Annotated in this window: 26 protein-coding genes and 1 other annotated feature; of the genes, 25 read left to right on the top strand and 1 reads right to left on the bottom strand. The window is 43.9% G+C overall.

The genetic code is table 11. The features are described from left to right. Positions 1 to 2: 2 nt before the first annotated feature. The 3 genes from MKZ11_RS22040 to ftsZ all read left to right on the top strand — a co-directional run bounded on the left by MKZ11_RS22040 (position 3) and on the right by ftsZ (position 2963). On the top strand, positions 3 to 371 hold the full coding sequence (locus tag MKZ11_RS22040; RefSeq protein WP_340796486.1) for a small basic family protein: 369 nt from the start codon (positions 3 to 5) through the stop codon (positions 369 to 371). 97 nt (positions 372 to 468) lie between these two features. Beyond that, positions 469 to 1752, top strand: a complete 1284-nt coding sequence (gene ftsA / locus MKZ11_RS22035) for a cell division protein FtsA (protein WP_340796485.1) — start codon at positions 469 to 471, stop codon at positions 1750 to 1752. Between the two features lie 41 nt (positions 1753 to 1793). Next, positions 1794 to 2963 (top strand): cell division protein FtsZ, encoded by a 1170-nt coding sequence (gene ftsZ / locus MKZ11_RS22030; protein WP_340796484.1) that lies wholly within the window; start codon positions 1794 to 1796, stop codon positions 2961 to 2963. A 177-nt stretch (positions 2964 to 3140) separates the two neighbouring features. Here the strand turns inward: ftsZ and MKZ11_RS22025 are convergent, their stop codons facing one another. Continuing rightward, complete coding sequence (locus tag MKZ11_RS22025; protein ID WP_340796483.1) at positions 3141 to 3305, bottom strand: hypothetical protein; 165 nt, start codon at positions 3303 to 3305, stop codon at positions 3141 to 3143. A gap of 268 nt (positions 3306 to 3573) precedes the next feature. Here MKZ11_RS22025 and MKZ11_RS22020 point away from each other — a divergent pair, with 268 nt between their 5' ends. From MKZ11_RS22020 to pyrE, 22 genes are all read left to right on the top strand, one after another. Further along, positions 3574 to 4428 carry a sigma-E processing peptidase SpoIIGA gene (locus MKZ11_RS22020; protein WP_340796482.1) on the top strand — a complete coding sequence of 285 codons (855 nt, stop codon included), beginning with the start codon at positions 3574 to 3576 and terminating at the stop codon, positions 4426 to 4428. Beyond that, positions 4418 to 5128 (top strand): RNA polymerase sporulation sigma factor SigE, encoded by a 711-nt coding sequence (gene sigE / locus MKZ11_RS22015; protein ID WP_340796481.1) that lies wholly within the window; start codon positions 4418 to 4420, stop codon positions 5126 to 5128. The genes MKZ11_RS22020 and sigE overlap by 11 nt, the downstream gene beginning before the upstream one ends. Positions 5129 to 5222: 94 nt before the next feature. After that, the gene (gene sigG / locus MKZ11_RS22010) at positions 5223 to 6005 is read left to right on the top strand and encodes an RNA polymerase sporulation sigma factor SigG (RefSeq protein WP_340796480.1); all 783 of its coding nucleotides are present in this window, start codon (positions 5223 to 5225) and stop codon (positions 6003 to 6005) included. 79 nt (positions 6006 to 6084) lie between these two features. After that, a complete protein-coding gene (locus MKZ11_RS22005; protein WP_340796479.1) occupies positions 6085 to 6330 on the top strand; it encodes a PRC-barrel domain-containing protein in 246 nt (81 codons plus the stop codon). Between the two features lie 69 nt (positions 6331 to 6399). Next, positions 6400 to 7092 (top strand): YggS family pyridoxal phosphate-dependent enzyme, encoded by a 693-nt coding sequence (locus tag MKZ11_RS22000; protein WP_340797087.1) that lies wholly within the window; start codon positions 6400 to 6402, stop codon positions 7090 to 7092. Then, positions 7089 to 7535, top strand: a complete 447-nt coding sequence (locus MKZ11_RS21995; RefSeq protein ID WP_340796478.1) for a cell division protein SepF — start codon at positions 7089 to 7091, stop codon at positions 7533 to 7535. The genes MKZ11_RS22000 and MKZ11_RS21995 overlap by 4 nt, the downstream gene beginning before the upstream one ends. 88 nt (positions 7536 to 7623) lie before the next feature. Next, the gene (locus MKZ11_RS21990; RefSeq protein WP_340796477.1) at positions 7624 to 7899 is read left to right on the top strand and encodes a YggT family protein; all 276 of its coding nucleotides are present in this window, start codon (positions 7624 to 7626) and stop codon (positions 7897 to 7899) included. 220 nt (positions 7900 to 8119) lie between these two features. Beyond that, on the top strand, positions 8120 to 8896 hold the full coding sequence (locus tag MKZ11_RS21985; protein WP_340796476.1) for a YlmH family RNA-binding protein: 777 nt from the start codon (positions 8120 to 8122) through the stop codon (positions 8894 to 8896). 169 nt (positions 8897 to 9065) lie between these two features. Then, complete coding sequence (locus tag MKZ11_RS21980) at positions 9066 to 9575, top strand: DivIVA domain-containing protein (RefSeq protein ID WP_340796475.1); 510 nt, start codon at positions 9066 to 9068, stop codon at positions 9573 to 9575. Positions 9576 to 9627: 52 nt separating this feature from the next. Beyond that, positions 9628 to 9845 (top strand) — a binding site (T-box leader). A gap of 331 nt (positions 9846 to 10176) precedes the next feature. Beyond that, positions 10177 to 12939 (top strand): isoleucine--tRNA ligase, encoded by a 2763-nt coding sequence (gene ileS / locus MKZ11_RS21975; RefSeq protein WP_340796474.1) that lies wholly within the window; start codon positions 10177 to 10179, stop codon positions 12937 to 12939. A gap of 299 nt (positions 12940 to 13238) precedes the next feature. Continuing rightward, positions 13239 to 13715, top strand: a complete 477-nt coding sequence (lspA, locus tag MKZ11_RS21970; protein WP_340796473.1) for a signal peptidase II — start codon at positions 13239 to 13241, stop codon at positions 13713 to 13715. Continuing rightward, positions 13715 to 14641, top strand: coding sequence for an RluA family pseudouridine synthase (locus MKZ11_RS21965; RefSeq protein WP_340796472.1), 927 nt, complete (start codon positions 13715 to 13717; stop codon positions 14639 to 14641). Before lspA ends, MKZ11_RS21965 begins: the two co-directional genes overlap by 1 nt. Positions 14642 to 14832: 191 nt before the next feature. Continuing rightward, positions 14833 to 15375: a bifunctional pyr operon transcriptional regulator/uracil phosphoribosyltransferase PyrR gene (gene pyrR, locus MKZ11_RS21960; RefSeq protein ID WP_340796471.1), complete on the top strand. Its 543-nt coding sequence runs from the start codon at positions 14833 to 14835 to the stop codon at positions 15373 to 15375. 74 nt (positions 15376 to 15449) lie between these two features. Then, positions 15450 to 16736, top strand: a complete 1287-nt coding sequence (locus MKZ11_RS21955) for a uracil-xanthine permease family protein (protein ID WP_340796470.1) — start codon at positions 15450 to 15452, stop codon at positions 16734 to 16736. A gap of 145 nt (positions 16737 to 16881) precedes the next feature. Further along, a complete protein-coding gene (locus tag MKZ11_RS21950) occupies positions 16882 to 17760 on the top strand; it encodes an aspartate carbamoyltransferase catalytic subunit (RefSeq protein WP_340796469.1) in 879 nt (292 codons plus the stop codon). Between the two features lies 1 nt (position 17761). Then, entirely contained in the window at positions 17762 to 19039 is a 1278-nt protein-coding gene (locus MKZ11_RS21945; protein ID WP_340796468.1) for a dihydroorotase, read from the top strand. After that, positions 19039 to 20139, top strand: coding sequence for a carbamoyl phosphate synthase small subunit (locus tag MKZ11_RS21940; RefSeq protein WP_340797086.1), 1101 nt, complete (start codon positions 19039 to 19041; stop codon positions 20137 to 20139). The genes MKZ11_RS21945 and MKZ11_RS21940 overlap by 1 nt, the downstream gene beginning before the upstream one ends. Beyond that, positions 20132 to 23329, top strand: coding sequence for a carbamoyl-phosphate synthase large subunit (carB, locus tag MKZ11_RS21935; protein WP_340796467.1), 3198 nt, complete (start codon positions 20132 to 20134; stop codon positions 23327 to 23329). Before MKZ11_RS21940 ends, carB begins: the two co-directional genes overlap by 8 nt. After that, positions 23326 to 24102, top strand: a complete 777-nt coding sequence (locus MKZ11_RS21930; RefSeq protein ID WP_340796466.1) for a dihydroorotate dehydrogenase electron transfer subunit — start codon at positions 23326 to 23328, stop codon at positions 24100 to 24102. Before carB ends, MKZ11_RS21930 begins: the two co-directional genes overlap by 4 nt. Next, positions 24099 to 25013 carry a dihydroorotate dehydrogenase gene (locus tag MKZ11_RS21925; protein ID WP_340796465.1) on the top strand — a complete coding sequence of 305 codons (915 nt, stop codon included), beginning with the start codon at positions 24099 to 24101 and terminating at the stop codon, positions 25011 to 25013. The genes MKZ11_RS21930 and MKZ11_RS21925 overlap by 4 nt, the downstream gene beginning before the upstream one ends. After that, positions 25010 to 25723, top strand: coding sequence for an orotidine-5'-phosphate decarboxylase (pyrF, locus tag MKZ11_RS21920; protein WP_340796464.1), 714 nt, complete (start codon positions 25010 to 25012; stop codon positions 25721 to 25723). Before MKZ11_RS21925 ends, pyrF begins: the two co-directional genes overlap by 4 nt. Then, positions 25720 to 26352, top strand: coding sequence for an orotate phosphoribosyltransferase (gene pyrE / locus MKZ11_RS21915; RefSeq protein WP_340797085.1), 633 nt, complete (start codon positions 25720 to 25722; stop codon positions 26350 to 26352). Before pyrF ends, pyrE begins: the two co-directional genes overlap by 4 nt. Positions 26353 to 26451: the final 99 nt, after the last annotated feature.

Here is a 26451-nt window from a genome sequence, read left to right as displayed (position 1 = left end):
TTATGTGGTTACCTTTACTTGGGCTTATACTCGGGATATCGCTTGGTCTATTATCGGATATTCAAATTCCGCAAATATATGATAATTACTTATCGATTGCCGTGCTAGCTGCTCTTGACACATTATTCGGGGGCATCAGGGCTTATTTACAGCAAGTCTACGATGATAAGGTGTTTATATCCGGATTCTTCTTTAACATAGCACTGGCGGCCATTCTGGCGTTCCTAGGGGTGCATCTGGGAGTCGATTTATATCTCGCCGCAATTTTTGCATTCGGTGTTAGATTATTCCAGAATATCGCAGTTATTAGAAGAATTCTGCTCGTGAAATGGACAGAGCGGGGAAAAGTTTCAAATACAAATGCACCTTAATGAAAGGGTTTGAATAAGAGATGTCGAAAATATTTAGACAATACGCTCGCAATACAATAGAATGGGAGTTAAGAGTTGATATGGGAGGTGCCAGTAATTGAGCCAATCAGAATTATATGTATCACTTGATATAGGTTCTTCGTCGGTTAAAGTATTAATCGGTGAAGTGGATGGCGGATCCCTGCACGTTATCGGAGTCGGCAATGTTCAATCTGCTGGAATTCGGAAAGGGACAATCATCGATATTGATGCAACTGTCCAATCTATCCGAAAAGCGGTAGATCAAGCCGAGAGGATGATAGGGATGCAAATCCGCGAAGTTATTCTCGGCATTCCCGCAAATGGCGTTTTGTTACAAGACGTCAAAGGAGTTGTGGCAGTTAACTCGGAAAATCGTGAAATTACTGACGACGACCTGGATCGGGTCATGAAATCTGCACAAGTTATGTCTGTTCCACCTGAGCGGGAAATCGTCAATATCATTCCGAAACAATTCATTGTAGATGATTATGATGAAATAACGGATCCGCGCGGGATGATTGGTGTCCGACTTGAAATGGACGGAACACTTATTACAACATCAAAAACACTAGTTCATAATATATTGCGCTGCGTGGAACGAGCAGGCCTCGTAATACGAGAAATCTATTTACAACCGCTTGCGGCAGGAACGTTTGCCCTGACGGATGATGAAAAAAATCATGGGAGCGCGTACATCGATATCGGTGGAGGTTCTACAACCGTTTCCATTTTTGGTGAAAATCGATTCATGGCAACAGCGGTTATACCTGTGGGTGGAGATCACATTACAAAAGATCTGTCAATTATTTTGAAAACCCCAACTGAGCAGGCTAGAAAAATCAAGCACCAGTATGGACATGCCTTCTCTGACGATGCATCGGATGATGAGTTGTTTGAAGTTCCTGTCATCGGTGCCGATTCAAAAGATCAATATAGCCAGCGATACATATCGGAAATCATCGGTGTACGGCTTGAAGAACTTTTTGATCTCGTACTGGAAGAATTGTACCGCATGGGCGTGCATGATCTGCCAGGCGGAGTCGTATTGACCGGTGGTATAACGAAAATGGATGGTCTTCTTCAACTAGCAAGACATGTCTTAAAAACCAGAGTCCGTATCCATACACCGGAATATATCGGGGTAAGGGAACCAATGTATACGACGGCGGTAGGACTTATACGTTATGCTCATATGCAAGATACCTATTTCGGACATGTGCCAGATTCACCGACAATGTCGGCTTCTGAGAATCATACGCCGGTTTCAGTCAACAAGAAAAAGCCTGTTGACCGAAATAAAGAAAAGAAACCTGGTATTTTAGATAAAGCAAAGAAAGTTTTTGACAATTTCTTCGAATGAGTCAATGAATAATTGTATGAAATGGACTAGGAGGAGAGAAGATGCTGGAATTCGATACAAATGTTGACGCACTAGCAGTCATCAAAGTAATTGGTGTTGGCGGTGGCGGCAATAATGCTGTAAATAGAATGATTGAACATGGTGTGCAGGGTGTGGAATTTATCGCAGTGAATACGGATGCACAAGCACTAAATCTGTCAACTGCTGAAGTGAAATTACAGATTGGCGGTAAATTGACGCGCGGACTCGGAGCAGGTGCGAATCCTGAAGTCGGTAAAAAAGCTGCTGAAGAAAGCAGGGAGCAAATCGAAGAAGCATTGCGCGGATCCGATATGGTATTTGTAACTGCAGGTATGGGCGGCGGAACAGGTACAGGAGCTGCCCCGGTCATCGCGCAGATTGCGAAAGATCTTGGAGCTCTAACTGTCGGTGTCGTTACTAGGCCGTTCACGTTTGAAGGCCGTAAACGTCAGACGCAGGCAATCGGTGGCATTACATCTATGAAAGAATCTGTGGATACTTTAATCGTTATACCAAATGATAAGTTGCTTGAGATTGTCGATAAAAATACGCCGATGCTAGAAGCATTCCGTGAAGCAGATAACGTCCTGCGTCAAGGGGTTCAAGGTATCTCAGATTTGATCGCTGTTCCAGGACTTATCAACTTGGACTTTGCCGATGTTAAGACAATCATGTCTAATAAAGGTTCTGCTCTGATGGGAATCGGGATGTCTACGGGAGAAAACCGTGCTGCAGAAGCGGCGAAGAAAGCCATTTCTAGTCCCTTGCTCGAAACATCAATTGACGGGGCTAAAGGTGTACTTATGAATATTACAGGCGGTTCAAACTTGAGTCTATTCGAAGTGCAAGAAGCTGCAGACATCGTTGCGTCTGCATCAGATGAAGATGTCAATATGATCTTCGGTTCTGTCATCAACGATAATTTGAAGGATGAGATTATCGTAACAGTTATTGCAACAGGGTTCAGCGAAGAACAGCTTACCGCAGCACGTCCTGCAAGAAGCCCAGGCTTCGGTGCAAGCCGTTCACAAACACGTGAACAGCAACCACCGGCTCAACAGCCTCCGACGCGAGAGCGCAGAGAGGAAGCGCCACAGTTCCAACAACCGGAACCGACCCGCCAGCCACAAAGCGGTCAGCAAGATGATGCGCTAGATATACCTACGTTCTTACGTAATCGCCGTCGATAATAATGAATGGCCAAAAGCTTTCCAGAAAGTGCAACTGCACTTTCTGGAAAGCTTTTTTGATGTTTGGTTAGAATAGGGGTAGTTACTCAAAAGATCATAAAAAATGTGTGATCTTCCATATAGCGTGTCGGCTGATCATAAAGCTAGGTCGACCGATCAAATAGCATGAAAGACCGCTCATATAGCCGTGTGACCGATTAAATAGCATGAAAGACCGCTCATATAGCTAGGTCGACCGATCGAATAGCATGAACAACCGCCCATATAGCTGCGACCGATCGAATAGCGTGATTGACCGCTCATATAGCTGCGACCGATCGAATAGCGTGATTGACCGCTCATATAGCCGTGTGACCGATCGAATAGCGTGATTGACCGCTCATATAGCCGTGTGACCGATCAAATAGCGTGCACGACCGCTCATATAGCTAGGTCGACCGATCAAATAGCATGATTGACCGCTCATATAGCCTGACCAACAATCATATTCCCAACCTCACAATCCAATCTCCAAAATCGAATCCTGTCGATTTCTTTTTTTCACCTACCCCTCGTTCCGACAAACATTTCAGCATATAGGTGCTATCGTTGTTGTCAGGGAGGGCGGCTTATGTACGGGGAACTCATTGTCGGAGTGAATATGTTATTCAATTATACGATTCTGTCATTCGCCAACAAAGTAGGGAACGTTCAAGTCGCCCGTGGACGTCTATTGTTCGCCTCTTTTGCGGGTGCGTTGCCTGTTGTGATTCTTCCATCATCGGCTAGTGTTGTAATCATTTCTTTTATTTGTATGACTGTTTGTGCTTTTGGAAAGGCTTTCGAACTGTGGAAAAAATCTGCCATAATGGTTTTGATAGGTGCGGTATTTGCTGGCGGTTTATTGACTGTTATTCAGTATCGCATCAATATCTTCAGTTCGCCGTTTACTGTTCTCGTCTACGCGGTCGTCGCATATGTCTCTCTTTATTTCATGAGGAAAAAGTGGCTTGATGTCAGAACCGTACGTCACGTATCAGAGCTTCGAGCATCGTCCGTCATTCATATTTGGGATGCAGAAATAGAGATTGATGTATTCGTCGATTCGGGGAACGGCTGCACGGAGCCATTGTCTGGCTCACCTGTACATTTCGTGTCGTTAAAGGTGCTGGAAAAGCATATTCCGGAAGATTTGATGAAACCGATGCTTGCTTGGGATCCACTCGGTCCGCCTTCTATGTCCGCATTTCCCGACAGCTATCACAAACAAATTCGGCTCATTCGGTTAGTAACGGTACAAGGACATTCCTGGGCAGTTGGCTTTAGATTCAATCGTTGGGTTTTAGAAGATGGCAATGTGCTTCAACCAGGTTATATTGTTGTGACAAAAAATGACCGCCGTTATCCTGACGGCGCAGGAGCGATTTTGCATGTATCCGCAATGGAGTCATTAAACGGGGAGAGGGGAACTGCTTATGCTGTATAAAATCAGAAAATGGATGTCGATAATCACCAGCTTTTTTAAACGGAAAAACGGCGCATACTATATTGGAGGACATGAATCCCTGCCAAAGCCGTTGACCCGGGAAGAAGAGGCTATAACAATCAAAGCCTTTATGGAAGGCGATATGAATGCGCGCGATAGACTGATTGAAAAAAACCTTCGTCTTGTTGTTTACATTGCACGTCGTTTTGATAACACAAATACACATATTGAAGATCTCATTAGCATCGGCGCTATTGGACTTATAAAGGCAATTGAAACATTCAAAATTGACAAAAATATAAAATTAGCTACTTATGCATCACGCTGTATTGAAAATGAAATTTTGATGCATCTCCGTAAAACAAATAAGACACGTTCAGAAATTTCATTTGATGAGCCGCTTAATTCCGATGCGGATGGTAATGAATTACTGTTGTCGGATATTCTTGGTACTGATGAGCACATTATCATTGACGACGTTGAAAAGAAAATCGAGCGTCAGCATATGATTGAGGCAATTATGAGTCTTGAAGAACGAGAACGCTATATTATGGAATGCCGTTTTGGTTTGACAGGAGAAGTAGAAATGACACAAAAAGAAGTGGCAGAACTACTTGGGATATCCCAATCTTATATTTCACGCCTCGAAAAGAAAATCATTTTTGAATTACGTGAAAGTTTAAATCAACCAATTGCATAATGGTTGAAATTGGCGATACGATTCCCCGCATATTCTAGGCAACTGCGGATACACTATCTCGTACAGTCATCTACAGAATGTGGAGGAAAAGCGAATGGTGCGTACAAGGGTAGAAATTTGTGGAATCGATACGTCCGAATTGCCATTACTCACAAACGACGTGATGAAAGCAACGTTTATCAGGTTGCAGAGCGGAGATCATGCAGCTCGGGAAGAACTCGTCATTGGCAATTTACGACTCGTCCTTAGTCTGGTTCAAAGATTCGCCTATAGGGGGGAACAAGCGGATGACTTATTCCAAGTCGGATGTATCGGCTTGCTTAAGTCGATTGATAACTTTGATCTGAAACATAATGTAAGATTTTCAACATACGCAGTCCCAATGATAATTGGGGAAATAAAAAGACATCTGCGTGACCATCACTCAATACGGGTGTCAAGATCACTTCGGGATATTGCATATAAGGCAATTAGAGCAAAAGAGCAGTTCATTAATGATAATCAGAGGGAACCGCGAATATCCGATTTGTCAGAAGCGACAGGCATACCTGCCGACGATATTCTGTTTGCGCTTGATGCCATTCAAGATCCTATGTCGCTGCATGAACCGATGAATGGTGATGGCGGAGATCCAGTGTTCATGATGGATCAGATACAGGATAAAACCGTTTCTGAGGAACGGTGGTTAACGTATGTATCTGTAAAGGAAACAGTATCTACGATGGACGAAAGGCAACAATCCATTCTTTCAAAACGATTTTACTTGGGACAAACGCAAACTGAAATCGCCAAGGAACTAGGCATTTCACAAGCACAAATTTCAAGATTGGAGAAGAGCGCAGTACAAACCATACGGGAAGGGATGGACCATAAATGATAAATGTAACGCAATGCGATAGCTGCATTGCGTTTTTTCTTACGTTTATGTGCATATAGTCATTGTAAGGAGGGATTTTATGAGGTTTTCAGAAATACAAAAAAAAGAAGTTATAGACGTTACCAAGGGTTCATTCCTTGGATTTGTCCAAGATGCGACGATTGATATTGTAAATGGTAAAGTAGAATCCTTACACGTTGGCGGAGGGGAAAGGAACAGTTTTTTTGATGCAAAAAACAAGGATACGAAACGTGTCAATCTTACAGAGATTACAACAATCGGTAAAGATATTGTACTTGTAGGCAAAAAGGAGGCAGAAAAATGATTTATTATTGATATGTTTTGGTTAGGTTGGTACAATGAAATGAAAGATTGATGAAAAGTAGTGATAAAAATGGCCGATCTCCAACAAAGAATACAAAAAATTGAACAAGATATACAAGCTGCTTGTGACCGAACAGGGCGAAATAGATCTGAAATCACGGTCGTTGCTGTTACGAAGGAAGTTTCGGCAGTTAGAGCATCTGCGGTCCTAGATGCGCAGATTCATCATCTGGGTGAAAATCGCCCCGAAGGTCTGTTTGGGAAACAGGAAATGATAAAAAGTGAAGCCATTTGGCATTTCATCGGTAATGTTCAAAGTAGAAAAGTTAAAGAAATCATCAATCGAATCGATTATTTACATTCTGTTGATCGAATGAGTTTGGTAAAAGAAATCCACAAACGTGCAGATCATACCGTTGACTGTTTCATCCAAGTAAATGTTTCTGGGGAAGCTAGCAAATCAGGTATAGCGCCAATTGAACTTGATAGCTTCATCGAAGAAGCCGCGGTTTATAACAAAGTCAGAATTATAGGTTTAATGACGATGGCTCCTTTCACGCATGAAGCGGATGAGATTCGGATCGTATTCCGTTCACTAAGAGAACTTCGGGACGGTATCTCAGCAAAAAGTATGCCACATGCACCATGTACGGAATTGTCCATGGGAATGTCAAATGATTTCATTATCGCTATTGAAGAAGGTGCAACCCACGTAAGAATCGGGACTGCACTTGTCGGAGCAGAAAGCGAGGGAGACATATGAGCATTAAAAATAAGTTTGAAAAATGGTTCTATCTGGAAGATGAAGAAAGCGATGTGCCAGAACAGCCGCGGCGAGAAGAACAGCGTCCAGTATCGGAGCAGCCGCGTAAAGGACCAATGAGAAAACAAACGGCAGGCGAAGTACAGCAATCGGCAACGGTTGTCAGCTTGCAAAGTGTTCAAAAGTCCTCTAAAGTCATTCTTATTGAACCGCGCGTTTACGCGGAAGCACAAGATATTTCGGAACATCTGAAAAATAAACGGGCAGTTGTTGTCAACTTGCAGCGAATCGAACGCGATCAGGGAATTCGAATTGTCGATTTCCTTAGTGGAACCGTTTATGCGCTTGGCGGGGACATTCAGCGAATTGGAACGGATATTTTCCTATGTGTACCAGAAAATGTGGAAGTTGCCGGGGCAATTTCTGATTACTTTGAACGATAGAAATTGAATGAGGTGTACGAAATAGAATGGAAAATATCTTAGTGTTACTTAATGAACGATAGAAATTGAATGAGGTGTACGAAATAGAATGGAAAATATCTTAGTGTTACTTAATCAAGGCATAGCTGGAGCAATTCAGATTTACTCAATACTTCTTATCATTTATATTTTAATGTCATGGGTACCTGCATCACGTGAGACAAAATTCGGTAAAATTCTTGAGAAGATTGCAGAACCTTATTTAGGGTTCTTCAGGAAGTTCATACCGCCGCTTGGAATGATTGATATTTCACCAATCGTGGGCATATTTGCGTTAAGGTTAATTACTAATGGTGTAGCAGCAGTATTTAATATGATTTTATAGGTTGATTAACCCCAAAAGGAAAGTTCTATAGAAAATAGCTAGAACGACACGCGGTATTGAATGGGATCAGTAACTCAGCCTTTAAATCTTGTTTCATTTACTTCTGTTAGGGCTATTCCATAATATGAGGGAACATTATATTTAACCTTTTGGATTTGAATCATAGAATAATTATGTTGTCCTCACTTATGTGAGGATTTTTCTATAAGGAGTCGGAGAAATGGAAACAATACTGCAGCATTTTAGGAAAGATGAACAGCCCTTCATCGAAATGGCGATTGGTTGGATACGTGAAGTAGAGGACACCTATTCCCCAAAATTGACGGGATTTCTGGATCCAAGGCAACAGCGTATTGTTGAATCGCTTGCTGGCAGTTCCATGCTGCTGATTGGATCGCATGGTGCATTTCCCGAAGCGGAGCGAAGAAGAATTCTTATCTATCCAGATTATTATGTGCCCGAGCCATTAGATTACAGAATAGCTATGTTCGATGTGAAATATGCATCTAAATTTTTAAAACTTGATCATAAGGATATCCTAGGTTCGATGATGGCTTTGGGAATCGATCGGTCGAAGTTCGGGGACATCCGGGTGGAGGACGATAAAGTTCAATTTGCAGTTGCTGATGAGTTAAAAGATTATATGGCGGCAAATTTTGTGTCGATTGGAAAAGCGAAAGTGACGGTTGAAGAAAATGGTCTGCCGGAAGACTGGATTGTCACGACGGATACATGGACAGAGGAAATGCATATTGTCAGTTCTTTAAGACTCGATGTAGTTACCGCGGCGTTAGCCAATATTCCACGCCAAAAAGCGGCTTCACTTATTCACGGGGAAAAAGTGAAAGTGAACTGGGCCGTTCGGGATCAGCCCGCATTTGAACTTCAAGAATCGGACATGCTATCAATAAGAGGTTCTGGCCGTTTTAAAGTGATTGCAATTGAAGGAAGAACGCGTAAAGACAAGATTAGAATTGCCATTGGGAAATTAGAATGATGTTGCCCACAGTAGCGGTAAATCGCTGGTTTACTCAACTATAAAGAAGATAGAAGTACTCCAATGATTGAAGTTTCGCATTATCAGATAATAGTTTGAAAAAGAACTGTTTTCTGATGGCACAACATGTATAATAGAGAATGAATAAGTTAAAGGGGAGATGCTTCAAATGGCTTTATCACCACTTGATATACATAATAAAGAATTCGCCAATAAGTTCCGTGGATATAATGAAGATGAAGTAAATGAATTCTTGGAACAAGTAATGAAGGATTATGAAAATGTCCTTGAGGAAAATAAAGCGTTGAAAAGCAGTTTGAAACAATCAGAAGAACAGGTCTCCCATTTCAACTCAATCGAGCAGACACTGCAAAAATCAATTCTCATCGCACAAGAAGCTGCGGAAGACGTTCGCCGCAACTCTATGAAGGAATCAAAGCTGATCATCAAAGAAGCAGAAAAGAATGCGGATCGAATTGTCAATGAAGCTCTTTCCCGCGCACGCAAAATTTCTGTGGAAATTGAAGATCTAAAAAAACAGTCGAAAGTCTTCCGCACACGTTTCAAAATGCTAATTGAAGCACAACTTGATCTTATCCAGTCAGATGACTGGGACGTTTTACTTGAGTATGAAATAAATACGGAGCAGTTAGAAATAGCAGCCGACCTTGATTCGTAAGGAAACTTGACTTTTGTCTTAATTCACACATATAATAATGTGCATATATTTATAACAGGCATTGAAAGAGAGAGTACTTTTCAAATTTGTGAAAAGCGAGCCGGGGGCGGTGGAAGCCCGGTCAACAGATTGGAAGCGAAAATCACTCTTGAGCCGGATTGCGGAATGATGTACGTAATCCCGGGCACACCCCGTTACGGTGTCTGAGTGGCAGCAAATTCGTTTGCTGCAAGTAGGGTGGTAACGCGAGAATAATTCTTCGTCCCTTTTTAGGGGCGGGGATTTTTTTATTGTCATAAGATGTAGCGGACTTAGGCTACGAACTACTTGCGCTTTTCAAAAATTAAGGATAATTTTTTGAAACATGGCACGGTGTCTAGCTTCAGGCGCCACCCCCTCGGGTCAAAAGCCGTTTTTCTGTAAGAGGGATTGAACTACATCCCTCCTTGGTGGCTGAAGTACGCCTCCTCGTGCCTACGGGATGTAGGTATGCAGTCTTCGCGACAGGACGTCGCGCACTCAGACTGCCTTCCTTTTCACTTATGCCTGTCGGGGCTGGACGGCGCCTTACGCTTTTCTAATTTTAAAGGAGGAAAACATAATGGATTACAAAGATACGTTGCTTATGCCTAAAACAGAATTCCCGATGAGAGGCAACTTGCCGAACAAAGAGCCGTTATTACAAGAAAAATGGGCAGAGATGGACATTTATAAAAAAGTACAGGAGCGAACTGCTGGGCGTCCGTTCTTTGTATTGCACGATGGCCCTCCATATGCGAACGGTGACCTTCATATGGGACATGCGATGAACAAAGTGTTGAAAGATATGATTGTCCGTCATAAATCAATGACAGGCTTCCACGCTCCTTATGTCCCAGGCTGGGATACACATGGACTGCCAATTGAACAGGCGCTAGTTAATAAAGGTGTAAAGAGAAAAGAACTATCAGTTGCTGAATTCCGTAAAATGTGTGAGGAATATGCCCTTAGCCAGATTGACAGTCAACGCAGCCAGTTCAAACGAATCGGTGTACGTGGCGATTGGGATAATCCATATATCACGCTGAAACCAGCTTTTGAGGCGCGTCAAATTCAAGTGTTTGGTGAAATGGCTAAAAAAGGATATATCTATAAAGGATTGAAACCGGTTTATTGGTCACCATCAAGTGAATCTGCACTTGCTGAGGCGGAAATCGAGTACCAGGATAAGAAGTCACCATCTATCTATGTAAGTTTCCCTGTGAAAGATGGACTTGGCGTAATTGATGAAGATGTTAACTTCTTAATCTGGACGACGACTCCATGGACGATTCCTGCAAACCTTGGGATTTCTGTCCATCCGGAATTTGAATACGTTATTGTTAAAGCGGGAGAAGAGAAATTCCTTATCGCTAAAGATTTACTTACGTTTGTCGCAGAAGAACTTGGCTGGGAAGACCCTGTTGTTGAGCGTGAACTGAAAGGTTCTGAACTCGACCGTGTTGTTGCGAAGCACCCATTGTATGACCGCGATTCGCTTGTTATGCTCGGTGATCATGTTACAGCCGAAGCGGGTACTGGATGTGTCCATACAGCTCCAGGTCACGGGGAAGATGACTTCTACGTGTCTAAATCATATGGTATCGATGCCCTTTCTCCTATCGATGATCGCGGTGTAATGACTGATGAAGCGCCAGGCTTCGAAGGCCTGTTTTATGAAGATGCAAATAAAGCAGTTACAGAAGCACTCGACAAAGTGGGCGCGCTTAAGAAATTATCATTCATCACTCACTCTTATCCGCATGATTGGCGTACGAAAAAGCCGGTTATTTACCGCGCGACTGCACAATGGTTTGCTTCAATTGAGTCATTCCGTACGGAATTGCTTGATGCAATTAAAAATACGAAATTTACACCTTCATGGGGAGAAACAAGACTATATAATATGGTTCGCGACCGCGGAGACTGGTGTATTTCACGGCAGCGTGTATGGGGCGTTCCTATTCCAGTATTTTACGCTGAAAACGGTGAACCAATCATTACAGATGAAACAATTGCCAACGTTTCGGAGCTGTTCCGTGAAAACGGGTCGAACATCTGGTTCGAACGAGAAGCAAAAGATTTACTGCCAGAAGGGTTCACGCACGAAGGAAGTCCGAATGGGCAATTCACGAAAGAGACGGATATCATGGATGTCTGGTTCGATTCAGGCTCGACGCACCAAGGTGTGCTAGTAGAACGGGATGATCTGGTTTACCCGGCTGACTTGTATCTTGAAGGGTCTGACCAATACCGAGGGTGGTTTAATTCATCCCTTACGACAAGTGTCGCGATCAACGGCCATGCACCTTATAAGAGCTTGCTAAGCCACGGCTTCACTCTTGACGGCGAAGGACGTAAAATGAGTAAATCAATCGGAAATGTCATCGTTCCTGCAAAAGTAATGAACCAGCTCGGCGCAGACATTCTTCGCCTGTGGGTATCCTCTGTTGATTACACAGCGGATGTACGGGTTTCTGACTCGAACTTCAAGCAAGTTTCCGAAGTGTACAGAAAAATCCGTAACACACTTCGTTTCCTGCATGGTAATACATCGGACTTCAATCCGGCTACAGACGCAGTTGCATTTGAAAATCTACGTACAGTAGACAAATTTGTCTATGTGAAATTACAGGATTTGATCACAGAAGTGCGTAATGCTTATGATAACTATGAATTTGCAAGTGTTTACCATGCAGTAAATAACTTCTGTACGGGTGAATTGAGCTCGTTCTATCTTGATATTGCTAAAGATGTTGTCTATATCGAAGGGGCAGATCATTCACACCGACGTGCGATGCAGACAGTGATGTATGAAACACTAATAACACTGCTGAAACTGTTGACACCGATTGTGCCACATACGACAGATGAAATGTGGGCATTTATCGAGCATAAAACTGAAGAAAGTATTCAGCTAACAGATATGCCGCAAGCACAGGATCTAGGCGAGGAAGCACATGTATTGCGTGAACGTTTCGCTACATTGATGCTTGTCCGTGATGATGTGCTGAAGGCGCTTGAAGAAGCACGAAATGGTAAAGTCATTGGAAAATCGCTTGAAGCGAAAGTAACGGTTGCCGTTCCTGAAAGTCTGCAAGATGTCTTTGCGGCTGATGATATTGACTTTGCGCAATTCTTCATCGTGTCTCAGTTTACTGAAGGTGAGATGGCTAACATGCCTGAAGGGACTTTGAAACTGGATACGGTAAGTGTCCTTGTTGAAAAAGCAGATGGAGAGAAATGTGACCGTTGCTGGACGATCTCTGAGACGATTGGAACAGATGAAACCCACCCTACACTCTGCAAACGATGTGCGGATGTTGTGAAAAAGTATTATTCGTAAAATAGTCAAACTAAAAGCCGTCGCAGCTGTCTTTTTATAAGACTAGCTGCAGCGGCTTTTTTTAAAAGAAAGTATAAGTTTTTGAACCTGGAGCAGTGTCTAGCTTCAGCGCCTAGTCCCTCAGGTCATAAGCAATCCAGCTATGTGGCAAAGACCGCCACGTCGTTGGATCGACTTATGCCTTTCGGGTCTACCAAGGCGCTTACGCTTTTCTTATTACTCATTTTACGTTGAAATGCGGTCATATAGGTATCGATGTGGTAAAATGGAACGTAATCTGTCGGACGGGGGTATTTGGATTGTTCATTTATTACGGATTGGCGGCATTCGTCATTGTTTTGGATCAGTTTACGAAATGGCTTGTCGTCAAAAACATGGAACTCACTGAAAGAATCAGTATTGCAGATCCTTATTTGGGGCTTCTTTCCCATCGCAACAAGGGAGCAGCATGGGGAATGCTTGAAGGACAAATGTGGTTATTTTATATCGTTACTGTCGTTGTTGCAGGAGGCATTATCTATTACTTCCATAAAGAAGCGAAGGGACATCCGCTATTTGGAGTCAGTTTAATGTTTCTTCTTGGTGGCGCAATTGGTAATTTCATCGACCGTCTATGGCGCAAGGAAGTTGTCGATTTTGTCGACGTCACAATTCCGATTATCAACTATGATTTCCCGATTTTTAATGTTGCAGATGCAGCTTTGACAGTAGGGGTAGTCATAATCATCATCCATATTATTATGGATGAAAAAAAGAACAAGAAAAAGGTGTCGTAATGGAAAAAATTGAAATAGAAGTAACGGAAGAACACAAAGGAAGCCGTATTGACAAAGCGTTATCGGCGGTTAACTCTGAATGGTCACGTACACAAATTCAGTCATGGCTGAAAGATGGCCTTGTTCTTGTAGGCGGTATTCAAGTGAAACCAAATTATAAAGTTCGAGTAGGTGATACGATAACGGTGGAAGAACCTGAACTGGAAGAACTTGATGTCGTTGCGGAAGATCTTGAACTCGATATCTATTATGAAGATAAAGACGTTCTCGTTCTCAACAAAGCGCGTGGTATGGTTGTCCACCCTGCACCCGGTCATCCATCAGGTACAGTGGTCAACGGGCTTATGCACCATTGCACGGATCTCTCAGGTATCAACGGCGTACTTCGCCCAGGTATTGTGCACCGTATCGATAAAGATACATCTGGTCTTTTGATGGTGGCGAAAAATGATAAAGCACATGTTTCGTTAGTCGACCAGCTCGTCAACAGATCGGTAACACGTGTTTATACAGCACTTGTCCATGGTCATATCCCGCATGATAATGGAACAATTGATGCTCCGATCGGCCGTGATCAACGCGAGCGGCAAAATATGGCGATTGTTGATAAAGGAAGACATGCGGTAACGCATTTCAAAGTAATTGAGCGGTTTGGTGATTACACACTTGTTGAATGTAGATTAGAAACAGGGAGAACACACCAAATTCGAGTTCATATGAAATATATCGGTTATCCGCTTGTCGGAGATCCGAAATATGGACCGAAAAAAACACTCGACTTTAACGGACAAGTATTGCATGCAGGAACGCTCGGTTTTGATCACCCCGTAACAGGTGAGTATATGGAATTTAACAGCCCGCTACCAGATGACTTTATAGAATTGGTCGATAAAGTTAGGAAAAGCGTTGACAAAACAGAAGAGTGAAATGTATACTGAACGAAGCAATTGAATAGCGATACCTTTAAAATCAGTCCAGAGAGGCTGGGAAGGTTGCACGGAAGTACAGTAGAACTGCTGCGCGCAGTTTCTATGTACATTTTTTCTGCACGTATACCCTCCCGCCAATAAAGGCCGGGGGGATTTTTTTATGGACAAATGGAAATGGAGGGCTAAAAATGACAGAAAAAGCAAATATCCTTGATGAACAAGCAGTTGGCAGAGCAGTTACACGAATTGCCCACGAAATTATCGAACGGAATAAAGGGATTGACGAGTGTATTCTCGTCGGTATTAAAACCAGAGGCGCATATTTAGCAGATAGGCTTGCCAAAAAAATCGAGGTAATTGAAGGGAAGTCAATAAAAAAAGGTGAACTTGACATAACTTTGTATCGTGACGATCTTATGCTGAAACATGACAATAACGAGCCGCTCGTCCAGCAAGTAGATATAAAACATGACGTGACGGACAAAAAAGTAATCCTTGTGGACGACGTTCTATATACAGGCAGAACAGTCCGAGCAGCAATGGATGCAGTCATGGACCTTGGAAGACCTGCATCCATTCAACTTGCGGTGCTAGTCGACCGGGGCCACCGAGAATTGCCGATCCGACCTGATTTCGTCGGGAAAAACATCCCCACGTCAAGTGATGAACGCGTCGTCGTAAGTGTACTAGAGACGGATGGCAAGGACAGCGTCTCGATTCATTCAAAATAAGGTCTGTTAGCACCTTCAGAATAGACCAGGGGATCAGCTAGTAAATTAAGTAACCGTTATGGGGGAAGTCGATTATGAATGAAAAAGTTTTAGATGTACATGAAAAACCGGCAACAGCCAGATGGATAATCCTTAGTTTGCAACATATGTTTGCCATGTTTGGTGCGACGATATTGGTTCCCCAACTGGTCGGGTTAAGTCCGGCAATCGCTCTTCTGACTAGCGGGATTGCGACAATCGTTTTTATCCTTGTAACAAGGTTCCAAGTACCGGCATACTTAGGCTCGTCTTTCGCCTTCATTATACCGATACAAGTAGCGACTGAAACAGGCGGAATTGGCAGTGCAATGATTGGCAGTATGTTCGTGGCGCTCGTCTATGGGCTCATCTCATTGCTTATCTGGAAGACAGGCTATGCATGGATCATGAAGGTCTTGCCGCCGATTGTTGTGGCGCCGGTTATCATCGTCATCGGTCTTGCATTGTCGCCGACAGCAATCAGCATGGCGAGTACAATCCAAGTCGGAGACGAAAAAGTGTATAACCTGCTTCACTTTTCAGCAGCGCTCGTCACACTGGCAGCTGCGATTATCTGTATCATGTTTTTCAAAGGAATTGTCAGCTTGATGCCAATACTTATCGGGATCATCGTCGGTTACATTTACTCGGCTTTCATCGGCATATTGGATTTCACAAAAGTTATTGAAGCGAAATGGTTTGAATTTCCGGCAATGCTGATTCCGGGTGTGGATTACGAATTCGTCATTACTCCTACACTCCTTGGACTGATGGTGCCAATCGCCATCGTCACGATTTCGGAACATATCGGACATCAGCTCGTTCTAGGACGAATTGTTGGAAGAAACTACATAAAAAATCCGGGATTAAACCGTTCTTTACTTGGTGACGGACTTGGAACGCTTATTAGCGGACTAGTCGGAGGACCGCCTAAAACGACATACGGTGAAAACATTGGTGTCCTTGCGCTCACTCGCGTATATAGTGTCTATGTCATTTTAGGAGCTGCGGTTTTCGCCATTGCCTTCTCATTCTTAGGAAAAGTTATGGCATTGATTGCGACGATTCCTACAGCGGTGCTTGGAGGGGTGTCGATTCTCTTATTCGGAATCATCGCTTCATCCGGTCTGCGGATGCTGGTCGATCACAAAATTGATTTTGGCAAACAGCGTAATCTTGTTATCGCTTCTGTCATTCTAGTCCTTGGTATTGGTGGTGCATCCATCAAATTCAGTGAGACCTTCCAAATTGAAGGGATGGCTTTGGCTGCGATTGTCGGCGTTATTCTAAACTTGATACTTCCAGGAAGAACTAATGAAACGCTAGTTGACGAAACAGAATAGAAGACCTTTTAACACTGTTCCGAGAGTCAGGGAAAGGTTCGTTTGACACCCATTCTACACGACCAGTGAAGGATGCGGATTGTCATACCTAACGAGCCTTTCCGCCTGCCGGAGAGGCTTTTATTAATGAAGGGAGTTGCGAAGAATGAAGCATGTAGTATCGATGAAACACCTGACCGAAAAAGAAATTATGGCAATCCTTGATCGTGCTGATACGTTCAAAAAGTTCGGTGCCCGCGAATTGCCCGGGAAATATATTGTCAGCAACCTATTTTTCGAACCGAGCACACGTACTAAAATGAGCTTTGAAATGGCGGAACGGAAACTCGGGCTTGACGTCTTGCCGTTCGAATCCAGCTTTTCCAGCACGTTAAAAGGCGAGACGCTCTACGATACGGTAAAAACGCTTGAAGCAATCGGTGTCGATGCACTTGTCATCCGTCATCCCGAAGACGGTTATTATGAGCAATTGATAGATCGAACATCGGTCTCAATTATTAATGGAGGCGATGGATCAGGCCAGCATCCGACACAGTCACTCCTGGATCTGTTTACAATCAGAGAAGAATTTGGTTCCTTTAAAGGATTGAATGTACTGATTGCGGGAGATATCGCACATAGCCGCGTGGCACGCTCTAATGCAGACGCTTTAACGACCTTGGGAGCGAACGTGACATTCCTTTGTCCAACTGAATGGGCAGGTGAATTTGAAAATGTGGATTCATGGGATGGAGTGATTGAAAACAGTGATGTGGTCATGTTGCTGAGAGTGCAGCATGAAAGGCATGGAGCAGAAACGATTTTCGCGGGAGAAAGTTATCATGAACGATATGGGTTGACTGAAGCTCGCGCACAGAAGTTGAAAGACAAGGCGATTATCATGCACCCGGGTCCATTCAATCGGGAAATTGAAATTTCAGAGACATTAATCGAATGCTCCAAATCAAGGATTTTCAAACAAATGGAAAATGGTGTATACATACGGATGGCCGTAATGGAATCAGTATTGAAAGGGAGGAATTAACATGGAGAAAGTTATTCAAGGGGTACAGATGCTGAACGATCAAGGGGTTCTTGTAACAACGGATGTAAAGTTGACAGGTGATAAAATTTCGGGAATCGGAAATCAGCTGACAGTGGGAAATGCGGAAATAATCGACGGTGAAGGACTTTTACTGGCACCGGGTTTCATCGACGTCCACGTTCACCTTCGTGAACCGGGCGGCGAGCATAAAGAGACAATCGAAAGCGGAACACTTGCGGCAGCAAAAGGCGGTTACACCACAATCTGTGCAATGCCGAATACAAGACCTGTACCGGATACAAAAGAAAATCTGACACTTGTCAATGACTTGATCAAACAGAAGTCCTTGATCCGTGTCCTTCCATACGCCTCCATTACAATTCGAGAAGCCGGCAAAGAACGGACAAATCTTGCTGAACTTAAAGAATATGGAGCTTTCGCATTCACAGACGACGGTGTTGGTATACAACAAGCGGGAATGATGTTTGAAGCGATGCAGGATGCAGCTAAAATCGGTATGCCAATTGTTGCACACTGCGAAGACAATACACTTATCTATGGTGGCGCAATGCATGAAGGGAAGCGCAATAAAGAACTCGGTCTTCCGGGAATTCCTTCAATAGCGGAATCGGTCCATATCGCACGGGACATTTTACTGGCAGAAGCAGCAGGAGCTCATTACCATGTGTGCCACGTTAGTACGAAAGAGTCGGTTCGAGTGATCCGCGATGCAAAAAAAGCGGGCATCCATGTGACTGCAGAAGTGAGTCCACATCATCTTCTACTATCAGAAGATGACATTCCCGGCGATGACGCAGATTGGAAAATGAACCCTCCGCTTCGAGGAACAGAAGATCTTCAAGCTCTACGTGACGGGCTACTCGATGGCACGCTTAATTTCATCGCAACAGACCATGCACCGCATACTGCAGAAGAAAAAGAAGCCGGTTTTGCAAAAGCACCGTTCGGGATTACTGGTTTTGAAACGGCATTCCCGCTTCTTTATACGAATTTCGTTAAAAAGGGAACATGGACCTTACAGCAGCTTATCGATTGGATGACGAAAAAACCGGCTGATGTATTCGGATTGCCCTACGGGAAAATCGAAGTGGGTGCTACGGCGGATCTGGTATTGCTAGATTTGAATAAAGAGGAAAAAATAGATCGTAAGACATTTGTTTCTAAAGGGAAGAACACACCATTTAACGGTTGGATATGCACGGGATGGCCGGTTAAAACAATTTATGCTGGAAAAGTAGTTTGGGAGGATGGACAATGATGAAAAAAAGAATGCTGATTTTAGAAGACGGTACAATTTTTGAAGGAATCGCCTTTGGTTCTGATGACGCGTCAATCGGTGAGACGGTATTCACAACGGGAATGACGGGTTATCAAGAAACGGTTTCAAATCCATCGGGTGCTGGACAAATCATTGTGATGACCTACCCGCTTATCGGCAACTACGGCATTAACCGGGACGATTATGAGTCAATCGAACCGGCAGCGAGCGGCTTAGTCGTCCGCGAACTGGCAGACGAACCATCCAATTTCCGTAGCGGTATGACACTGTGTGAGCTGTTGACGATGAAAGGCATTCCTGGAATCCAAGGAATCGATACTCGCAAATTAACGCGGCTCTTGCGAGATAAAGGGTCACTAAAAGGCATCCTGACAGCTGCAGGGGAAGAAGTGAATGTGCAAGAAATGGTTGCCAAAGCCGCGGCTTTCACTTTGCCGACAGATCTAGTTGCCCGCGTTTCAACACAAAAACCTTATCCAAGCCCGGGACGCGGAGAACGCGTTATCCTCATCGACTATGGCATGAAACACGGTATTTTACGCGAATTAAATGATAGAGACTGCGACGTCATTGTCGTCCCATATAACACATCTACCAAGGAAATCCTTTCTTTATCACCAGATGGCATTGTGCTGTCAAATGGACCGGGTAATCCGGAAGATGTTGAGGGCACAGTTGAAACGATTAAAGAATTACTAGGGAAAGTCCCACTCTTCGGGATTGGCCTTGGTCACCAGCTATTTGCCCTAGCTTGCGGCGCACGCACAGTAAAATTGAAAAACAGCCATATGGGCGGCAACCATCCCGTAAAAGATTTGACTTCAGGCCGGACGGAATTGACTTCTCAAAGTCATGGCTACGCAGTAGATGAAGGATCACTTGTAGATACAAATCTGGAAGTGACACATAAAGCACTTAATGATGGATCAGTTGAAGGTGTGAGAAGCACGAAATACGAAGCGTTTTCCGTTCAGTTCCATCCGGAAGCATCTCCGGGACCTGAAGATTCGAAGCACCTGTTTGACAGATTCATGGATGTAATGAAAACAAGCAGCCGAAAGGAGAATTTCAATGCCTAAACGTACAGATATTGAAACTATATTAGTTATCGGGTCAGGCCCGATTGTTATCGGTCAAGCAGCGGAGTTTGACTATGCTGGAACACAAGCATGTCTTTCATTAAAAGAGGAGGGCTACCGCGTCATTCTCATCAACTCTAACCCGGCAACGATTATGACAGATACGGAAATCGCAGACAAAGTATATATTGAACCGATAACACTAGAATTCGTTAGTCGCATCATTCGGAAAGAACGTCCTGACGCACTTCTTGCAACAATGGGCGGCCAGACGGGCTTGAATATGGCGATTGAACTAGACGAATCAGGAATATTAAAAGAACTTGGCATCGAGATCCTCGGAACAAAGCTGAACGCAATTCATCAGGCGGAAGACCGGGATTTATTCCGAACGCTGATGAACGAACTGGGAGAACCTGTTCCAGACAGCGATATTATTCACAACCTTGAAGAAGCGCATGCATTCGTTGACAGAATCGGGTATCCTGTCATCGTTCGTCCTGCATTCACACTTGGCGGTACAGGCGGGGGCATGTGCTACAACGACGAAGACTTGGAAGAAATCGTTACAAGCGGTCTGAAATATAGCCCAGCTACACAATGTCTATTGGAAAAGTCAATTGCTGGCTATAAGGAAATCGAATATGAAGTCATGCGCGACTCGGCAGACAATGCAATCGTTGTTTGCAACATGGAAAACGTAGACGCAGTCGGAATTCATACGGGCGATTCAATCGTCGCGGCACCAAGCCAGACAATGACAGACCGTGAATATCAAATGCTTCGAAATGTGTCTCTTAAAATTATTCGTGCATTAGGAATTGAAGGCGGATGTAATGTTCAACTTGCACTCGATCCGCACAGCTTTGACTACTATATCATTGAAGTGAACCCGCGCGTCAGCCGATCATCGGCGTTGGCATCGAAAGCGACAGGTTATCCGATTGCGAAACTGGCTGCGAAAATCGCGGTAGGCTTGACGCTCGATGAAATGATGAATCCAGTTACGGGAACAACATACGCTTGTTTTGAACCGTCACTCGATTATATCGTGACAAAAATTCCGCGCTGGCCGTTTGATAAATTCGAGTCTGCTAAACGAAATCTAGGTACGCAAATGAAAGCAACAGGCGAAGTAATGGCGATCGGCCGTACATTCGAAGAGTCAATCTTAAAAGCGGTACGCTCACTCGAAACAGGACAATTCGGCTTATCATTGAAAAATGGACCAGAAATGACAGACGAATGGATTGAAAAACGAATTTGTCGTGCAGGCGATGAGCGTTTGTTCTTCATCGGCGAAGCATTCCGCAGGGGTGTGACAGTTGAAACGATTCACGGATGGAGTCAAATTGACGTCTTTTTCTTGCGCAAGTTCCAAAAAATCGTTCAGTTTGAACTAGTCTTGAAAGCGAATCCGTTTGACTATACAACATTGCGCACTGCAAAACGGATGGGCTTCTCCGATGTTACGGTTGCAGAATTATGGGACACAGATGAGCGCAAGGTTTACGATTGGCGAAAAGAGCAAGGACTCATTCCAGTCTATAAAAAAGTCGATACATGTGCTGGTGAATTTGAATCGGACACGCCGTATTTTTACGGAACCTACGAAGAGGAAAATGAATCAATTAAATCAGAGAAGAAAAGTGTTATCGTCCTAGGTTCCGGTCCAATACGCATCGGTCAAGGTGTTGAGTTCGACTACGCGACGGTCCACTCGGTATGGGCAATCCAAGAAGCAGGATACGAAGCGATCATCATCAATAACAACCCTGAAACAGTGTCAACAGACTTCTCGATTTCGGACAAATTGTACTTTGAACCGCTGACAATCGAAGATGTTATGCACATCGTTGATCTGGAACAGCCTGAAGGTGTTATTGTTCAATTCGGTGGACAGACGGCTATTAACTTAGCGGATGGCCTTGAAGCACGCGGTGTAAAAATTTTGGGAACATCCCTTGAAGATATTGACCGCGCGGAAAATCGTAATAAATTCGAAAGTGCACTGCGTGAAATTGGTATTCCACAACCTCTTGGAAAAACAGCTGTTTCTGTGCCGGAAGCTATCGCGATTGCGAATGAAATTGGTTATCCTGTACTCGTACGACCTTCTTATGTACTTGGCGGACGTGCAATGGAAATTGTCTACCATGAAGAGGAACTGCTTTATTACATGGAGCATGCAGTTGAAGCAAGCCCGGATCATCCCGTACTTGTCGATCGTTACTTAACGGGAACTGAAATTGAAGTCGATGGTATATGCGACGGTGAAAATGTGTTGATCCCAGGTATTATGGAACATATTGAACGTGCAGGCGTTCACTCAGGTGACTCGATTGCTGTGTTCCCGCCACAAAACTTATCGGCTTCTCAACTAGAAACAATCACTGATTATACGACCCGTCTTGCAAAAGGGCTTGGAATAATAGGTCTTCTCAATATCCAGTTCGTCATTTCAGAAGGGCAAGTTTACGTGATTGAAGTGAATCCACGTTCGAGCCGTACGGTTCCATTCTTGAGTAAGATTACGAATATTCCGATGGCAAACATTGCAACAAAAGCGATTCTGGGTCAAACGATTATTGAACAAGGTTATAAAAATGGACTTGCTCAGGCTCCATCAGGCGTCTACGTTAAAGTACCAGTCTTCTCATTTGCGAAATTGCGTCGAGTAGATATTACGCTTGGACCTGAAATGAAATCGACAGGAGAAGTAATGGGCAAAGATACTACGCTCGAAAAAGCCTTGTACAAAGGTCTTGTTGCAGCGGGTATGGAAATAAAAGAATACGGCTCTGTAATAATGACTGTTTCTGATAAAGACAAAGAAGAGATGGTGAGCATCGCTAAGCGCTTTACGAATATCGGTTATCGTATTTTAGCAACGGGAGGCACAGCTTCTGTGCTAGAGGACGCCGGTATCCAAGTGAAAACGATTGGTAAAATCGGTTCTGAAGGACCGACGCTTCTTGATGTCATTCAAAAAGGGGAAGCACAAATCGTTATCAATACGCTGACAAAAGGAAAACAGCCTGAACGTGACGGCTTTAGAATTCGCCGTGAATCAGTTGAAAATGGCATTCCTTGCTTCACTTCACTTGATACGGCAGATGCAATGCTGCGTGTGATCGAATCAATGACATTCCAAACTGAGGAAATGGGGAAAGTGGAGGAGACTGTATGATCATCCAAGATCGAATGACGGTCACTTCACATCGGCTAATTGCCCATAATATTTTTGAAATGAAGTTAAATGGTAAATTGGTCGGGGAAATTTCTTCCCCGGGCCAGTTTGTTCATATTCGAGTATCCGATTCATTCGAACCATTGTTAAGACGTCCGATTTCAATCGCTTCCATTAATAAAGAGGTTGGCGAAATGACTATTATTTATCGTGCAGAAGGTCGAGGTACTACAATCCTTTCACAGAAACATGTGGATGATGAAATCGATGTGCTCGGTCCGCTTGGAAATGGTTTTCCTGTTGAAGAAACGGCAACTGGAGAAACGGCAATCTTAATTGGCGGAGGAATCGGTGTACCACCATTGTATGAGTTATCGAAGCAACTGACGGCGAAGGGCGTGAAATGCACGCATGTCTTAGGGTTCCAATCAAAAGACGTTGTGTTTTATGAAGAAGAGTTCAGTAAGCTCGGCGAAACACATATTGTAACAGTCGACGGGTCTCTTGGAGCAGCGGGTTTCGTGACCACAGTCATGGGGGAACTTGGAGATGATTTCGCAACGTATTACAGCTGCGGTCCAATGCCGATGCTTGAAGCGATTGAACAAATGTACGCAGGGAAAAAAGGCTTTCTGTCATTCGAACAACGAATGGGCTGCGGTATTGGCGCTTGTTTCGCATGTGTTTGTCAAACAACGGAAGGATCGGAAAAGGCATATATTAAAGTATGCTCAGATGGTCCGGTATTCCCGGCAGGGGTGGTGGCAATATGAATAGACTATCGATTGAATTACCAGGTTTATCATTAAAAAACCCAATTATGCCTGCGTCCGGTTGTTTCGGATTCGGTAAAGAGTATGGCCAACTATATGATTTGTCACTGCTTGGCGCAATTATGATCAAAGCTACAACACTTGAAACGAGGCTCGGCAATCCGACACCGCGTGTTGCAGAAACGGCATCAGGTATGCTGAATGCAATCGGATTACAAAATCCGGGATTAACAGGTGTGTTGGAAGGCGAGTTGCCTTGGCTTGAACAGTTTGATGTGCCGATCATCGCGAACGTTGCGGGTACTGAAACTGCGGACTATGTGGAAGTGGCGAAAGCTGTATCCCAAGCACCCAATGTCAAAGCGCTTGAGTTGAATATATCCTGTCCGAATGTCAAAGCGGGGGGCATTACTTTTGGAACAGATCCTGAAATCGCTAAAGAGCTGACGAGAGCGGTAAAAGAAGTGTCTTCAGTTCCGGTGTATGTCAAATTGTCTCCAAATGTCACTGACATTGTGGCAATTGCACAGGCTGTCGAAGCGGGCGGCGCAGATGGTATTACGATGATTAATACACTTGTCGGTATGCGTCTTGATCAGAAAACAGGTCGTCCCGTTATCGCGAACGGGACAGGTGGTTTGTCTGGCCCCGCTGTTAAACCAGTTGCGATTCGGATGGTCTATGAAGTAAGTAAGGCGGTTAATATTCCGATTATTGGAATGGGTGGTGTCACAGAAACAGCTGACATTATCGACTTTATGTCTGCGGGTGCAAGTGCTGTCGCGGTAGGAACAGCGAACTTCGTTAATCCATTTATTTGTCCACAAATCATTGAACAATTACCAGCTAAGTTGGACGAGCTTGGCATTCATCATATTTCTGAACTGATAGGGAGGAGTCACCGTCTATGAAAACATCACCGATTATAGCGCTCGATTTTGATTCGGCTGAAAAGACATTCGACTTCCTACACGCTTTTGATGGAGACGTCAATGTCAAAGTAGGCATGCAACTTTATTATAAAGAAGGGCCTGCGATTGTGGCTCGGTTAAAAGAACAAGGCTATGATGTGTTCCTTGATTTGAAATTGCATGATATTCCCAACACGGTGAAATCAGCGATGGAAGTGCTTGCGGGATTCGGTGTTGACCTTGTGAATGTTCATGCAGCTGGTGGGAAGACAATGATGGAGGCGGCTCTTGAAGGGTTGGATAAAGGGACGCCATCCGGATTATCACGTCCATCACTAATCGGTGTTACACAACTGACGTCTACAGACGAACGTCAAGTTCGTGAAGAGCAGTTGATAGGTGTTGGGCTACAAGAATCAGTCCTTCATTATGCTAAGCTCACGAAAGAAGCAGGTCTTGATGGTGTCGTTTGTTCTGTTCATGAAGCCATAGCCATCGCAGATGTTTGCGGAAAATCTTTTTTCAAAGTGACACCTGGCATACGCCTTGCAGATGGCGGAGCACATGATCAGAAACGAATTGCGAAACCTGAAGAAGCGCGTCTTGCGGGATCGACACATATCGTAGTCGGCCGGGCAATTACGGGCGCAACAGATCCGCGGGCAGCCTACGAATACATAAATGCACTATGGAAGGGGACAGAAAAATAATGGTGAAAAAAGATGTTGCTGAAATCCTGTTGAATGTAGGGGCAGTAGAATTAAGTCCGGAGGAGCCGTTCACGTGGGCTTCAGGTATTGAGTCCCCTATCTACTGTGACAACCGATTGACGATGTCCGATCCGGTTGGACGGAAAAAAATTGCAGAAGGACTTGCAGGATTGATTCGTGAAAATTATTCTGAAACAACGGTCATCGCGGGAACGGCTACGGCTGGAATTCCACACGCGGCTTGGGTTGCAGACATTCTTGGACTGCCGATGGTGTATATCCGGTCAAAAGCTAAAGGACACGGTCGCAGTCGTCAAATTGAGGGTAAAATACTCGATACAGACAAAGCAATTATTATCGAAGATTTGATTTCAACGGGTGGCAGTAGTTTGAATGCAGCAGAAGCACTGCGGTCTGAAGGAATTGAAGTAACTGGCGTTGTTTCTATCTTTACATATGAACTGCAAAGTGCAGATGAAACATTCGCGTCTGCAGGACTGACTTACAAGAGCCTCACTGATTTTGGTGCGCTTGCTGAAGCCGCACAAGAAAAAGGTGCCATTAATGAAGAGTCAATGACTAGTTTACTTGAATGGCACGGGAAATTGAAGGCCGGTTTATTGAACTGAAAAAAGCTATCCTGCTGTGGAAAAAACCACGGTAGGATAGCTTTTTAAGTTATCATGCTGACTACTACTAAAGAGACTTCTGCCATTTCACTTGGATGG

Source organism: Sporosarcina sp. FSL K6-1508 (assembly GCF_038007465.1).
In the GTDB taxonomy this organism is placed as follows: domain Bacteria; phylum Bacillota; class Bacilli; order Bacillales_A; family Planococcaceae; genus Sporosarcina; species Sporosarcina psychrophila_B.
This window is presented reverse-complemented; position numbering and strand designations above follow the sequence as displayed.

What these genes read in the sequence shown, in the direction of transcription:
- MKZ11_RS22040 (WP_340796486.1), top strand. Translation starts at nt 3, where the DNA reads ATGTGGTTACCTTTACTTGGGCTTATACTCGGGATATCGCTTGGTCTA.
- ftsZ (WP_340796484.1), top strand. Translation starts at nt 1,794, where the DNA reads ATGCTGGAATTCGATACAAATGTTGACGCACTAGCAGTCATCAAAGTA.
- MKZ11_RS22025 (WP_340796483.1), bottom strand. Translation starts at nt 3,305, where the DNA reads ATGAGCGGTCAATCACGCTATTCGATCGGTCGCAGCTATATGAGCGGT.
- MKZ11_RS22020 (WP_340796482.1), top strand. Translation starts at nt 3,574, where the DNA reads ATGTACGGGGAACTCATTGTCGGAGTGAATATGTTATTCAATTATACG.
- sigE (WP_340796481.1), top strand. Translation starts at nt 4,418, where the DNA reads ATGCTGTATAAAATCAGAAAATGGATGTCGATAATCACCAGCTTTTTT.
- sigG (WP_340796480.1), top strand. Translation starts at nt 5,223, where the DNA reads ATGGTGCGTACAAGGGTAGAAATTTGTGGAATCGATACGTCCGAATTG.
- MKZ11_RS22005 (WP_340796479.1), top strand. Translation starts at nt 6,085, where the DNA reads ATGAGGTTTTCAGAAATACAAAAAAAAGAAGTTATAGACGTTACCAAG.
- MKZ11_RS22000 (WP_340797087.1), top strand. Translation starts at nt 6,400, where the DNA reads ATGGCCGATCTCCAACAAAGAATACAAAAAATTGAACAAGATATACAA.
- MKZ11_RS21995 (WP_340796478.1), top strand. Translation starts at nt 7,089, where the DNA reads ATGAGCATTAAAAATAAGTTTGAAAAATGGTTCTATCTGGAAGATGAA.
- MKZ11_RS21990 (WP_340796477.1), top strand. Translation starts at nt 7,624, where the DNA reads ATGGAAAATATCTTAGTGTTACTTAATCAAGGCATAGCTGGAGCAATT.
- MKZ11_RS21985 (WP_340796476.1), top strand. Translation starts at nt 8,120, where the DNA reads ATGGAAACAATACTGCAGCATTTTAGGAAAGATGAACAGCCCTTCATC.
- MKZ11_RS21980 (WP_340796475.1), top strand. Translation starts at nt 9,066, where the DNA reads ATGGCTTTATCACCACTTGATATACATAATAAAGAATTCGCCAATAAG.
- ileS (WP_340796474.1), top strand. Translation starts at nt 10,177, where the DNA reads ATGGATTACAAAGATACGTTGCTTATGCCTAAAACAGAATTCCCGATG.
- MKZ11_RS21965 (WP_340796472.1), top strand. Translation starts at nt 13,715, where the DNA reads ATGGAAAAAATTGAAATAGAAGTAACGGAAGAACACAAAGGAAGCCGT.
- pyrR (WP_340796471.1), top strand. Translation starts at nt 14,833, where the DNA reads ATGACAGAAAAAGCAAATATCCTTGATGAACAAGCAGTTGGCAGAGCA.
- MKZ11_RS21955 (WP_340796470.1), top strand. Translation starts at nt 15,450, where the DNA reads ATGAATGAAAAAGTTTTAGATGTACATGAAAAACCGGCAACAGCCAGA.
- MKZ11_RS21950 (WP_340796469.1), top strand. Translation starts at nt 16,882, where the DNA reads ATGAAGCATGTAGTATCGATGAAACACCTGACCGAAAAAGAAATTATG.
- MKZ11_RS21945 (WP_340796468.1), top strand. Translation starts at nt 17,762, where the DNA reads ATGGAGAAAGTTATTCAAGGGGTACAGATGCTGAACGATCAAGGGGTT.
- MKZ11_RS21940 (WP_340797086.1), top strand. Translation starts at nt 19,039, where the DNA reads ATGAAAAAAAGAATGCTGATTTTAGAAGACGGTACAATTTTTGAAGGA.
- carB (WP_340796467.1), top strand. Translation starts at nt 20,132, where the DNA reads ATGCCTAAACGTACAGATATTGAAACTATATTAGTTATCGGGTCAGGC.
- MKZ11_RS21930 (WP_340796466.1), top strand. Translation starts at nt 23,326, where the DNA reads ATGATCATCCAAGATCGAATGACGGTCACTTCACATCGGCTAATTGCC.
- MKZ11_RS21925 (WP_340796465.1), top strand. Translation starts at nt 24,099, where the DNA reads ATGAATAGACTATCGATTGAATTACCAGGTTTATCATTAAAAAACCCA.
- pyrF (WP_340796464.1), top strand. Translation starts at nt 25,010, where the DNA reads ATGAAAACATCACCGATTATAGCGCTCGATTTTGATTCGGCTGAAAAG.